At 64.8% G+C, this 12,780-nt stretch carries 10 protein-coding genes; 7 read left to right on the plus strand and 3 right to left on the minus strand.

Features of this window, described 5'->3' with window-relative positions:
- Window positions 1-42: 42 nt before the first annotated feature.
- A complete protein-coding gene (locus O3303_RS07570; RefSeq protein WP_269561455.1) occupies window positions 43-1,731 on the plus strand; it encodes an MFS transporter in 1,689 nt (562 codons plus the stop codon).
- 230 nt (window positions 1,732-1,961) lie between these two features.
- On the plus strand, window positions 1,962-3,752 hold the full coding sequence (locus O3303_RS07575; RefSeq protein ID WP_269561456.1) for an ABC transporter ATP-binding protein: 1,791 nt from the start codon (window positions 1,962-1,964) through the stop codon (window positions 3,750-3,752).
- 115 nt (window positions 3,753-3,867) lie between these two features.
- Here O3303_RS07575 and O3303_RS07580 read toward each other — a convergent pair whose 3' ends face one another.
- Entirely contained in the window at window positions 3,868-5,946 is a 2,079-nt protein-coding gene (locus O3303_RS07580) for a T9SS type A sorting domain-containing protein (protein ID WP_269561457.1), read from the minus strand.
- Between the two features lie 186 nt (window positions 5,947-6,132).
- On the opposite strand from O3303_RS07580, the gene O3303_RS07585 reads away from it, so the two are divergent.
- The 4 genes from O3303_RS07585 (at window position 6,133) to O3303_RS07600 (ending at window position 9,807) form a co-directional block, all read left to right on the plus strand.
- The gene (locus O3303_RS07585; RefSeq protein ID WP_269561458.1) at window positions 6,133-7,026 is read left to right on the plus strand and encodes a M48 family metalloprotease; all 894 of its coding nucleotides are present in this window, start codon (window positions 6,133-6,135) and stop codon (window positions 7,024-7,026) included.
- Window positions 7,027-7,147: 121 nt separating this feature from the next.
- Entirely contained in the window at window positions 7,148-8,044 is an 897-nt protein-coding gene (locus O3303_RS07590) for a PhzF family phenazine biosynthesis protein (RefSeq protein WP_269561459.1), read from the plus strand.
- A gap of 109 nt (window positions 8,045-8,153) precedes the next feature.
- A complete protein-coding gene (mutM, locus tag O3303_RS07595; protein ID WP_269561460.1) occupies window positions 8,154-8,984 on the plus strand; it encodes a DNA-formamidopyrimidine glycosylase in 831 nt (276 codons plus the stop codon).
- Between the two features lie 319 nt (window positions 8,985-9,303).
- Window positions 9,304-9,807, plus strand: coding sequence for a lipocalin family protein (locus O3303_RS07600; protein ID WP_269561461.1), 504 nt, complete (start codon window positions 9,304-9,306; stop codon window positions 9,805-9,807).
- 114 nt (window positions 9,808-9,921) lie between these two features.
- Here O3303_RS07600 and O3303_RS07605 read toward each other — a convergent pair whose 3' ends face one another.
- Window positions 9,922-10,956, minus strand: a complete 1,035-nt coding sequence (locus O3303_RS07605) for an SDR family NAD(P)-dependent oxidoreductase (protein WP_269561462.1) — start codon at window positions 10,954-10,956, stop codon at window positions 9,922-9,924.
- Between the two features lie 237 nt (window positions 10,957-11,193).
- Between O3303_RS07605 and O3303_RS07610 the strand changes: the two genes are divergently transcribed.
- The gene (locus O3303_RS07610) at window positions 11,194-11,697 is read left to right on the plus strand and encodes a DUF4890 domain-containing protein (protein WP_269561463.1); all 504 of its coding nucleotides are present in this window, start codon (window positions 11,194-11,196) and stop codon (window positions 11,695-11,697) included.
- 254 nt (window positions 11,698-11,951) lie between these two features.
- Here the strand turns inward: O3303_RS07610 and O3303_RS07615 are convergent, their stop codons facing one another.
- Complete coding sequence (locus tag O3303_RS07615) at window positions 11,952-12,719, minus strand: sulfite exporter TauE/SafE family protein (protein WP_269561464.1); 768 nt, start codon at window positions 12,717-12,719, stop codon at window positions 11,952-11,954.
- Window positions 12,720-12,780: the final 61 nt, after the last annotated feature.

Genomic DNA, 12,780 nt, shown 5'->3' on the forward strand with positions numbered 1-12,780 from the left:
GGAGGCAACTACGTAGTAGGCTGGTTTACTGCTCACGTTCGTATGCCTGCCTCTGCCCCACCGCTTCTACCTGCGGCCTCCTCGCCGTTTACGCCGCTGCGCATCCCTATTTTCCGGATGCTCTGGATTGCGTCGTTCGTGTCCAACATCGGCACCTGGATGCAGAACGTGGGCGCCGTGGGTTTGATGACGGAGCTGACGCCCTCGCCGGTGCTGGTGGCCCTGCTCCAGACGGCCGCCGCGCTGCCCGTGTTCCTGCTGAGTCTGCCCGCCGGCGCCCTCGCCGACCTTGTGGACCGGCGCAAGATGCTGCTCACCACCCAGACCTGGATGGCCACGGTGGCGCTGCTGCTGGCGGCCATCACGCTGCTGGGCTTCAACAACCCGTGGCTGCTGCTCACGCTCACGTTTCTGCTGGGGCTGGGCGGCGCCCTCAACAACCCCGTCTGGCAAACCGTGACGCCCGAGCTGGTGCCCCGCGCCGAGCTGCCCCAGGCCATTGCCCTCAACAGCGTCAGCTTCAATCTGGCCCGGGCCTTCGGGCCGGCGCTGGGCGGGCTGGTGATTGGGTATTTCTCGGCGGGGGCGGCGTTTCTACTGAACGGGCTGTCGTTTCTGGCCACCATCTATATGGTGTACAGCTGGAAGCGGGCCCCGCAGACTACTTCTTCGCTGGCTACCGAGCGGGTGGTGGCGGCCATCCGGGGCGGGGTACGCTACGCCCGCTTTTCGCCGCCGGTGCAGCACATCTTGGTGCGGGGCGTGAGCTTCACGTTTGGGGCCAGCGCCCTGCTGGCCCTGATGCCGGCCGTGGTAATCCGGCAGCTGCAGCTGCCCACTTCGTTCTACTCCATCCTGCTCTCGTGCATGGGCGCTGGGGCAGTGCTGGGGGCGCTGCTGCTGCCGCGCCTCAACCGCCGCCTCAGCATCGACTGGCGCGTGACGCTGGCCACCGCCGCCTTTGCGCTGGGGCTGTTGGGGCTGGCCTACTCGGGCAGCAAGCCACTGCTGATGGCACTGCTGGTGCTGGTGGGGCTGGCCTGGATGCTGGTGCTCAACTCGTTCAGCGTGGGCGTGCAAACCGTAGTGCCGCGCTGGGTGCAGGCCCGCACCATCAGCCTGTATTTGCTTACCATTCAGGGTGGTATGGCGCTGGGCAGCGTAGTGTGGGGGGCGGTGGCCAGCCGTTGGGGGCTGCCGGCGGCGTTGGCCGGCGCGGCCACCTGGCTCACGCTCAGCACCCTGCTGGGGCTGCGCTTCTCGCTCTACAACGCTCCCGAAACCCTCGACCACACGCCGGCCCGCCCCCGCCCCGAGCCGCTGCTGGCCGAGGCCCCCGCGCCCACGGCCGGCCCGGTCATCATCACCACCACCTACCAGGTCGCGCCCGAAAACCGCCCCACCTTCACCTACCTCATGGACCAGCTGGCCGATATCCGGCGGCGCGAGGGAGCCATCGGCTGGGGCCTCTACGTGGATCTGGCCGAGCCCACCCGCCTGGTGGAGTACTTCATGACCGAATCGTGGGAGGAGCACGCGCAGCAGCACGAGCGGGGCGTCAGCCGCGACGAGGCGGCGCTCAAAACCCAGCTGCGGGCGCTGCACCAGGGCCCGGGCGCCCCGGCAGTGGCGCACCTGCTGGCCCAGTCCTACCACGATACTTCGCCGCCGCCCGTGATGGTGCCCGGCAGCACCCGCCTGGTGGCCAGCACCGCCGGCGAGGCCACGTAGCCAATTGCTCCGGTACGACTGCTGAACGAGGCCGTAACAACATCAGCACGCAACGACCGGCCCGACGGCGGAAAGAGCCGCCGGACCAGAGCGGCCGGCCGCCGTAACCGGCCGCTGCCTAGCCCAGGGCTTCAGCCCTGGAACCCCACGCGAATCTGTGCGACCTTTGCCCGGGCTGAACATTTAGCCGGTTGCGGCGCTTGTAGCCTTTCTCCCCTCTCTCAATCCGCATGAATCTTCTCTACCGCTACCTGCGCCACTATTGGGGCCTGCTGGCGCTGGCTTTGCTGCTGGCCGCCATCAACCAGATATTCTCCCTGCTCGACCCCTTCATTCTGGGGCAGATTATTGATCGTTACGTGTCGCCGGCCCTGAAAACCGCCCAGAAACCCACGTTTTGGGTGTTTGTCACGGGCGGCGCCGGCCTGCTCATTCTGAAGGCGCTGGGCGTGGCCATGGTGTCGCGCATCGCCAAGAACTTCCAGGACTACTACACCAACGTCATCACCCAGCGGCTGGGCGCCGAGCTGTACTCCGACGGCCTGCGCCACTCGCTGGAGCTGCCCTACCAGGTGTTCGAGGACCAACGCTCGGGCGAGACGCTGGGCAAGCTCCAGAAGGTGCGCACCGACGTGGAAAAGCTCATTCAGAGCTTCATCAACATCCTGTTCATCTCGTTGGTGGGTATCATTTTCGTGACGTGGTATGCCCTGAGCGTGTACTGGCCCATCGCGCTGGTGTATTTTCTCACCATTCCGCTGCTGGCGACGCTGAGCTTTTTCCTGAGCCGGCGCATCAAGGTGATTCAGAAAACCATCGTGGCCGAAACCACGGCTTTGGCCGGTTCCACCACCGAAAGCTTGCGCAATATTGAGCTGATCAAGAGCCTGGGGCTGGCCCAGCAGGAAACCCAGCGCCTGAACGCCACCACCGAGAAAATCCTGAAGCTGGAGCTGAAAAAGGTGCGCTACCTCCGTTCCCTGTCGTTTGTGCAGGGCACGTTCGTGAACCTGATGCGCAACGTGATTCTGCTCATGCTGGTGTTTCTGGTGGTGCAGGGCGTCATTCAGCCGGGCAAGTTCATTACCTTCTTCTTCTACTCCTTCGCCATTTTCGGGCCGCTGCAGGAGATGGGCACCCTCATCAACATCTACCGCGAAACCGAGGCCTCGCTGGCCAACTACCAGCAGATTCTCGACACGCCCAAGGAAGTCAAGCCGGCTCACCCCAAAACCATCGAGCAGATCGAAACCCTGGCCTTCGACGACGTGCACTTCCAGCACCTCACGGCCAGCGCCCCCGCCCTCGACGGCATCAGCTTCCAGACCAAGCTGGGCGAAACCATTGCCTTCGTAGGGCCCTCGGGCTCGGGCAAAACCACGCTCGTGAAGCTACTGGTGGGCCTCTACCCGCCCGCACAGGGCCGGATTCTCTACAACGGCATCCCCGGCCCCGAGCTGGACTTGGATACCCTGCGCGAGCAGATCGGCTTCGTGACCCAGGACACCCAGCTGTTCGCGGGCACCATCCGCGAAAACCTGCGCTTCGTGGCCCCCAATGCCACCGACGAGCAGTGCCTGCACGCCATGCACCAGGCCGCCGCCGACACGCTGCTGGCCCGCGCCCCGCTGGGCCTGGATACGGTAATCGGCGAAGGTGGCGTGAAGGTATCGGGCGGCGAAAAGCAGCGCCTCAGCATCGCCCGGGCCCTGTTGCGCCGCCCCACCCTGCTGGTGTTCGATGAGGCCACTTCGGCTCTGGATTCCCTGACCGAAGAGGAAATCAGCCAGACGGTGCGTGAGCTGTCGGGCTCGCGCCGGCATATCACCATCCTCATTGCCCACCGCCTGAGCACCATCCTGCACGCCGACCGCATTTTCGTGCTGGAGCGCGGCCACGTGGCCGAAGCCGGCCGCCACGAGGAGCTACTGACGCAGCGCGGCCTCTACTACGCCATGTGGCGCCAGCAGATCGGCGAGCGGCCCCAGGCCTCTATCCGGCCGCAGCGCCAGCCAGCGTAAGGCAGTAGCGCGAACTGTGTAGTTCGCGCTACTGCACCATCCCCTTAAACAGCACAAAGCCGCCGGCCCGAAGAACTTCAGGCCGGCGGCTTTATGCTGTAAAAACGAACGGGGGCTACTGCTTCACCACCCGGGTGCGGACCGGCGGGCCGCCGGCCGTGCTCCATTCCAGCACATACACGCCCGGGCGCACAGCCGGCGCCGACAGTTCCACGGCGGTTTGCCCGGCCGGCACAGCCTGGGTGAGCACGAGGTGGCCCGCCAGGTCGTAGAGGCGCAGGGTGGCAGCTTCGGCGGCCGGCAGCGCCACCTGCAACTCCGCGCCGAACGGGTTCGGATACGCCACCAGCTCGCGGCCGGCAGCTGGGGCCACCGTTGCCACGGAGGAGAAATGATCGGTGCCGTCCTCATCCTGCTGGCGCAGGCGGTAGTAGCGCAGCCCGGCCCCGGCCCGGCCGTCCAGATACTCGTAGCGGCGTGCAGTGGTGGAGTTGCCGGCGGCGGGCTGCCGCGTAAGCTCCTGCCACTCGCCGGCCGGGTCCAAGGTGGTTTCCACCGCGAAGAAGGCGCTGTTTACTTCCGTGGCCGTCTGCCAGCGTAGCTGCACGCCCCCGCTCACCCGCCCGGCCCCAAAGCTGACCAGCGTGACGGGCAGAGGCACGGCCGCCAGGCGCACGTAGCTGGGGTTGCCGCAGCGCGGGGCGCTCAGGCTGAAGTCGATGATGGCATTGCCGCCGGCCACGTCGTTGGTGGCGTTGAGCACCCGGTTCTGGGTGTTGGCCGCAATGGCAAAGTGCATCACCGCGCCGGGCCGGATGATGTGGCCCAGCTGAATGCCGTGGCCCAGCTCGTGTAACGACACGGTTTCGAAATCAATCTGCCCGCCGGTGGGCGCGGCCGGGCCGTACTGCCAGCTCCGCTCCCCGTCGAAGATGAAGTCGGTGCCCGCTAGCACCCAGTTGAAGCCGCCTGCGCCGTTGGAGCAGCCGGAAAAGTACGAGTAGGCCACGCCCAGCACCCCGGCCGGCAGCTCGGTGGCATCATCGAAGCTGACCACGTTCACATTGTCGTTGGCCACGTTGGAGTTGATGGGGGTGGTGACGGCCGCTATTTTGCGGTTGGCGCCCACACCGTTGCGCCAGGTGATGAGGGCCCGCTCAAAGGAGGCCGTGGCGGCGGTATTGGCCGCGAAATTCTGGTTGTAGGTGAGCGTGTAGCCGCCGGCGCCATCCCGGCTCACCAGCGCCACCGGAGCCGGTGCGCCGCTGAATTCCACATTGGCCAGGGAGTAGTCCACCGTCAGATTGGTGCCGCTCAGGCTGCTTTCCGAGGTGCCATTGGTAATCAGCAGCCGGCCCGTGCCGGCCGGGCCCGCGCCGCCCACCGTCGCGGCCGGTACCCGCACCCGTATTTCCGTGTCCGACCAGCTCAGGTACTCCCCCGCCAGCGGCGACACAAACGACGTCCCGCCGTTGTTGGCATTGCTGAAGCCCACCGTCCCGGTGCCCTGCGTGGCCCCAAACCCCGAGCCGGTGATGGTCAGCACCGCCCGGGTGCCGGCCGTGACGGTGGCGGGGCTGAAGCTGGTAATGACGGGGGGCGCCGCAGGCCGGGCCACCCGCCGCAGCCGGGCCAGCAGCACCTCGTTGGGCTGGATTTCGCGGTAGGCCTGCCCGGTCTGGGCCTGGAGCGTGGGGTACAGCTCCCCCGGGATGGACGTGTAGCGCCGGAACGGGTCGGCGGCGGTGGCCGTGGCCAGGTCCAGCCGGATCAGGCCCTGGGGGCCGGCCGCCAGGCGGTAGCGGCCGAGCTGGGTGGGGTCGGGCTGCAGCAGGAAGATGGCCTGCTCGCCGACGGCCAGCGTGGGTGCGTTGGAAACTTCTTCGCGGCGTAGGCCCACGGTGCCGCCTTCAGTCAGCAGCGTGAGGGCACCGGCCGGCAGCGTGCCCCGGAATACTTTAAATACCTCCAGCTCGTTGAGGGTGATGATGTGCGGGCCGGTATCGAGGCTGCGCGTGGCCTGCACCCGCGCCTCCACCACCAGCGGCGCCTCCTGCAGCCGCTCCGCCCACGACAGCGGCTGTAGCAGGCACATCTCCTGGGCGTGGGCGGGGCCCGCCAGGGCCAGCATCACGCCCAGTACGCCCAATCCTGCTCGCAGGAACCCCTTCTGGTTTAATTGTGTTTTTTTCATGCCGATCAGCCGTCTTTCGTATCTGCTTGCAATATCCCTCCCGCACCCATACCCTATATTTCATACAACCAATATAACAATTGTGTCAGCTAACCTGCTACCAGTGAGCGAAATTCATTGAAATACCCGTTTCTGATTCCGGCAAGGTAATTGCCAGTCACTACTCACCTCAAGAATAACTTTTCCATGAATCACCTACGCTTTTTCCGCCGCTTCTCAGGTCTGGTGCTTGCCGGGTGGCTTATTCTGGCCGGCCCGGCTGAGGCCCAGTCGGCCGCCACCGCCCAGCGCGACGTGCTGCGCGAAATCACCGACGTCGTGGGCCTCAAACCCCGGTTTCAGCTGCGCTCCACCACGCAGGTGCAGAACGCCGCGGCCGTGGTGTACGGCGGGCAGCGCTACCTGCTCTACAACCCGCAGTTTGTGGCGGCCGTGAACCAGGCCGGCCGCACCGACTGGGCCGGCATCAGCATTTTGGCCCACGAGATGGGCCACCACCTCAACGGCCACACCCTGCGCGCCGGCGGCTCCAACCCCGCCGATGAGCTGGAAGCCGACGAGTTTTCGGGGTTTGTGCTGCGCAAGATGGGCGCCAGCCTGGCGCAGGCGCAGGCCGGCATGGCCGTGGTGTCCGACGAGCAGGCCTCGCCCACGCACCCCGGCCGCAGCACCCGCCTGCAGTCCATCAACGAGGGCTGGCAGCGTGCCAGCCGGCAGATTGTGGCCAGCAGCCGCAGCACCGCGCCATCTGCCTCGCCTGCAATGGTGATGAGCCGGCCGGCGCCGGCGCCAGTAGCTACGGTGGCCAGCCGCATCAGCCAGCCCAGCAACACCATCGGCAGAATCACGTTCCGCAGCAACCCTGCCGAGCTGTACTACCTCACCAGCCACCTCAACATCGTACGCCTCAACCAGGAGGCCCGCACCACGCAGGTGGTGGGCCGCCTCACCCGCTCCGATTCGGTGTCGTATCCTTATATCATCGTCGATGGGCAGCAGCGCCGCCTGTTCGTGAGTGCCGCCGGGGGAGTGTTCGACGCCAATGGCCGCCAGGTAGCCCTGCTCTCCGACCCGTCGTAGTCAGCATAGATTTTCGTTCTGGTTTCTCTTCGGCAACGGCCGGCTCCTGCGTGCAGGTGCCGGCCGTTATCTTTAGGGCCGCCGGTGCCGGCTGCTTCTTTTCTCCTTCTCTTCGCTTTCGATGCCCGTTTATCCTTTTCTGCTGGTGGATGCCTTCACTGAAACCGCGCTGGGCGGCAACTCCTGCGCCGTGGTGCTCGACGCCGACAACCTGACCGCCGACCAGATGCAGCGCCTGGCCCAGGAGTTCAACCAGCCCGAAACCGCCTTCGTGCGCCACTCCGCCACAGCCGACTTTGCCGTGCGCTACTTCACGCCGGCCGAGGAGATTCCGCTGGCCGGCCACCCCACCATTGCCACGCTCACGGCCCTGCTGCACACCGGCCGCCTGCCCCGCCCCACGCACGCCACGCCCCTCACGCTGGAGCTGCTGCACGGGCCCATTGCGGTGGCCGTAGAGCCCGCCGAGCCCGGCCGCCCCCACCTGGTACACATGACGCAGCGCCGCCCCGTCTTCGGGCAGGTGCACGATGCCGCCGAGGTGCTGCCCATGTTCGGCCTCACGCCCGCCGACCTGCTGCCCGGAACTGTGGTGCAAACCGTGAGCACCGGCACCCCGCAGCTGATGGTGCCCCTGCGCGACGCCGCCACCCTGCGCCGGGCGCACCTGGCCCAGCCCGAGGCGCTGCTGGCCTACCGGCAGACCACCGGCTTTTTTAGCTCCCACCTGTTTTGCCTGGAAGGCGCCACGCCGGCGGGCCGCACGTTTGCGCGCCATATCTGCACCCCGCCCGATGTGCTGGAAGACCCCGTTACGGGCTCGGCTACCGGCGGCATGGCGGCCTACCTCTGGCACTACGGCCTGCTGGATTCGCCGGCGTTTCTGGCCGAACAGGGCCACTGGCTGGGCCGCCCCGGCACGGTGCAGGTGCTGGTGCAGGGCCCCCCAACTGATATTGAAGCAGTACGCATCAGCGGGACGGGCGTGGTGGTGCTGGAAGGACGCCTCACGCTGTAGCGCAGCGGTTTTACCCGTGCTGGCACAGGCACCGCAACCACGGCCGCCATTTGGCAGTTATACCCGGGCACGTCCGGCAGGGCGCTGCATTCCCTTTTTTGCGCTGCTTATGCCCGAATTACCCGAGGTAGAAACCTACCGCCGCTTCCTCGACGACCTGGTGGTGGCCCAGACCATCACGGCGCTGGAAGTGAAAGACGCCAAAGTGCTGGCCACCGACGAAGACACCCTGCGCCGCGCCCTCACCGGCCGCACCATCACGCATACCAGCCGCCTGGGCAAAAACTGCTTTCTACACCTCGATGACGACCGGGTGCTGGTACTGCACTTCGGCATGACCGGCGACGTGGGCGCCTACCGCGACGAGCCGGACGCCCCGCGTTTTACCCGCTTGGCCCTGCACTTAGCCGACGGCCTGCGCATTGCGTTTGTGGATGCGCGTAAGTTTGGCCGTATCCGGCTGGTAGAGGGCGTGGCGCAGTACCAGAAAGCCAAGAAGCTGGGCCCCGATGCCCTGGATATTACGGCTGCCCAGCTGCAGCAGGCCCTGGGCGCGCGTAAGCCCATGATCAAGCCGCTGCTGCTGGACCAGAGCATCACGGCTGGCCTCGGAAATTGGATTGTAGACGAAGTGCTGTTCCAGGCGCGTGTACATCCGGAGCGTCGAGCACACACGCTCAGCACCACCGAGTTTGAGGCCCTACACGCGGCTATCCAGCTGGTGCTCAGCACGGCTATCCGGCACGAAGCCACGTACCGGTATTTCCCGGCTTCGTTCCTGATTCATGCCCGCGAATGGGACGACTCAGCCACTCCAGGCACGAATAACCATATTTTCTGCCCGCGTCATCCAAAAATTGAAATAGCAAAAAGCTACGTAGGTGGGCGGGCTACCTACTACTGCCCTAAGTGCCAGCCACCACCACCGGCTTCTGAATAGTGCTATACAGTATATTTAAAAGGCCTCTGAATCAGATTTAGGGGCCTTTTTTACTTTTCAGGGAATAATTAATCACAAAATCAAGATAATCAGCCATCTAGTGTACTCTTCTGATATAAAGTGGTAAAAATTGACCTTTTCCTATACATGACGAACTAACTTGATAAACAGTTAGTTAGATTTGCACTAACGAAACCCACCTGGGTGATTCGTTGAGAAGAGAAGTTGGACGCCTAGTGAAGAAGTACCGGCCCGGAGTGGCCATGCCGAAGTAAGACGTGTTGTTGAAGTAACTCAAAAATCACCCAAAACCCATTTCATGAAGAAAGTAACCTTGTTCCTGAGCCTCGCTGCCACCGTTCTAAGCCTGGCTTCCTGTGAGAAAGAATTGGATAATGTAAATACGCCGAACCAGGCTGTTACAGCATCTGCCGCCACTGCCGCTCAAACAGTGGAAGAGAAAACCAGCCTGCTTACTACCGGCGACTGGAAACTGACCAGCCAGGTGGGCACCGCCAATGAGCTGACCACCGACCTTCGGGTGATGCTGAAGGCCGATAAGCTCGACAACCTCACGCAGTTCCGCGACGCCGGCAAGTTGATCCTGGATGAAGGCACTCTGAAGCGCGACGCCGAAACCACCCAGCAAACGGAAGGCACCTGGGCTTTCACCGATAACGGCCAATCGCTGGCAATGGCCCACGCCGGAGTTACTACCACATACTCCATTGCCGAGTTGACGGCTACCACTCTGCGGCTGGTTCAGACCGAAGCCGGCGCCGGGGGCAAGACTACCACGATAACGTCGGTGTACGGCCGCTAGAATTTTCGCCCGCCGCGTACCCCAATATGTACCACCGTTCAAGCAAAAAAGCGCCCGGCTGTTCAGCCGGGCGCTTTTTTTGTCATGATGGGCCAGCGTTCTGCTGCCGTTGCCTTAGGCGTGGGGCAGTTCGTTGTTGTCCTTCTCGGCTTTGCGGGTGAGGGCCGTCAGCCACGACTGCGACAGTTCCGACTCGCTTTCGTGGCCGAAACGGCGGGCATCGCCCTGCTCGCCGGTAGGGGCCGGGAGCGTCCGGTTCACCCAGCTCAGCAGGTCGGCGGTGGTGCCGGGGGCCAGGCCGTGGAAGGCCGAAAGCAGCTTGGCGGGCAGGCCGATGATGATTTCGGCGTCGCCGCGGCGGCAGGCGTTCCAGATCTGGCGGGCCGCCGAGTCGGCCGCGACGGTGAGAGCCGGCAGCGAGTCGGCAATGGTGAACCAGGCGTATTCCTTGCGGTGCTGCCCTTTCACAATGGCATTGCGCGGACTGCCCGTACGCAGCAGGCCGGGGCAGACGGTGGTCACCTGAATACCATATTGGCGCAGCTCGGCCCGGAAGCCTTCTGACAAGCCCACCAGGGCAAACTTGCTGGCACTATAGGGCGCCAGGTGCGGCACGGCCACCTTGCCGCCCACCGAGGCAATGTTCACGATGCGGCCTTCGCCGCGGAGGCGCATATCGGGCAGTACGGCCTGCATGGCGTGCAGCGGGGCCCAGAAGTGGGTGTCCATCGACTCCTCGTACTCGCGCAGCTCCATGTGGTCGAGGGGGCCGGCCGTGATGATGCCAGCGTTGTTGACCAGCACTTCGATAGGCCCCAGTTGCTGCTGCACCTCGGCTACCAGCGTCCGGACTTCCACGGCGTTGGTCAGGTCGCGCACCAGGGCCATTACCTGCGCACCGTCGGCGGCCAGCTCCTGGCGGGCCCGCTCCAGCTCCTCGGCGTCGCGGGCGCAGATGGCTACTTTGGCGCCTTCGGCCACGGCCTGGCGGGCCAGAATAAGGCCCAGGCCGCGCGAGCCGCCGGTTACCAGCACCACACGGCCCCGCAGGTCGTAGGTGCCGCGGCGGTTGCTCCAGAGCGTGGCGGCGGCCAGCGCCAGACCGGCGCCAGCGGCGGCCAGCCAGTTGTTTCGGGTAGTTGGGGTCATGGCTAGAGAGGGTTGCGGAAGGTGAGCCTGCCGCTTACATACTACCGGAAGCCGTGGGAAGTTTGCCGGCCAGGCACCTTTGCCGAAATTCTGGAGCCGGGCCGACCAAAAAGGGAAAAGCCGGCGTTATAGCCCTGCCTTTTCTGAATTGGCATCATCTTTACATATCAATTGGGGCGGCGGCCCTTATGACCACATCCGCCAACGGCCGCCGGCTCCCATTTTCTTTGCCATTCCATGAAAAAATCTGTTTTAGCCACGCTGCTGGCGCTCAGCGCGCCCGGTCTGCTACTGGCCCAGACCACCACCAAAGTCAAAACCAAGTCGGAAACGGCAGGCGCTGACACCAAGACCAAGACCCGCACTTCCGCTGCCACATCCGCCGCTCCGCTGCCCGCCGCCGAGCCCGATGCCACCAAGGTAGATGCCCGCGCTGCCTCGCTCACGGCCAACATGCAGAAAGCCCTGGGCCTGAATCCGCAGCAGGTGGAGAAAGTGCGCCAGATAAACCTGGTGAGCGTGCGGGGCGTGGAAACCGCCCGCCTCACTTACCGCCAGAACGTGCGCAAGATGGCCACCGTCATCGACGACATCGGGCAGGCCCGGATGGGCGCCCTGAAGGACGTGCTGACGCCCGCCCAGTTCGACCGGTATCAACGCAAGCGCGAAGAGAAAATGGGCGTTCCGAATGCCCAGGGCGCCCAAGGCACCCCCGCCCCCGGCCTGCCGGGTAATGAGTGATTTTTGGTGACAGGTGACAGGTGACAGGTGACAGGTGACAGGTGACAGGTGACAGGTAAAGAAAGAACGTCATTCCGAGCAGCGCGAGGAATCTCGCCAGCGTAGTAATCCCCAAAAACCACATTATCAAAAAACTCGTCTGGCTCCCCCTCTCCACGGGAGAGGGGGCCGGGGGGTGAGGCCCACGTCAGCACGCGAGATTCCTCGCAGGCTCGGAATGACGACCTGTCACCTCATCACCCCATCACCCAAAATCACCCAAACACCTGCAGGCTCAGCTTCACGATGAAGCTACCCACCACCACCAGAAACAGGACGCGCACGAAGCCGGTGCCGTGGCGCAACGCCAGGTGCGCCCCCAGCGTGGAACCCACCATATTGCAGAGCGCCATCGGGAGGGCTACGGCCCACAGGATCTGCCCGGTGTAGGCGAAGTACAGCAGCGCCGCCAGGTTGGTGGCCACGTTCACCAGCTTGGCAGACGCCGAGGAGGTGATGAAATCGTAGCCGAACAGGCCCACGAAGGCAAACAGCAGGAACGAGCCCGTACCCGGCCCGAAGAAGCCGTCGTAGAAGCCGATGATCAGGCCCACCAGCGCCCCGTACAGCGGCTCGCGCTGCGCCGATAGCCGCGGGGCGTGCAGGCTCCCGAAATCCTTGCGCCAAAACGTGTAGACGGCAATGGCCACCAGCAGCCCCAGCACCAGCGGCGGCAGCAGCTCCTGCGGCAGCTGGCTCACCACACGCGCCCCCAGAAACGAAAACACGCCCGCCACGGCCGCCGCCGTGCCCACGGCCCGCCACCGGATGGGCACCTTGCCGGCATAGCTGCGCAGCGCCGCCGCCGTGCCCATCAACGATGAGACTTTGCCCGTGCCCAGAATAGTGGGCACCGGCGTGCCCTTCAGCAGCAGCAACATGGCCGGCAGCTGAATCAGGCCGCCACCGCCCACTATGGAATCAATGAAACCGGCCAGAAAGGCAAAAAAACACAGCAGGCCGAGCGCCACGGGAGTTACCATGCCGCGAAAGTAGCACCCAACGCCCCTGGTTCCGCATCAGGCATGCTGTTGGCGGCCGGCA

This window comes from Hymenobacter canadensis (genome assembly GCF_027359925.1).
Lineage (GTDB): Bacteria > Bacteroidota > Bacteroidia > Cytophagales > Hymenobacteraceae > Hymenobacter > Hymenobacter canadensis.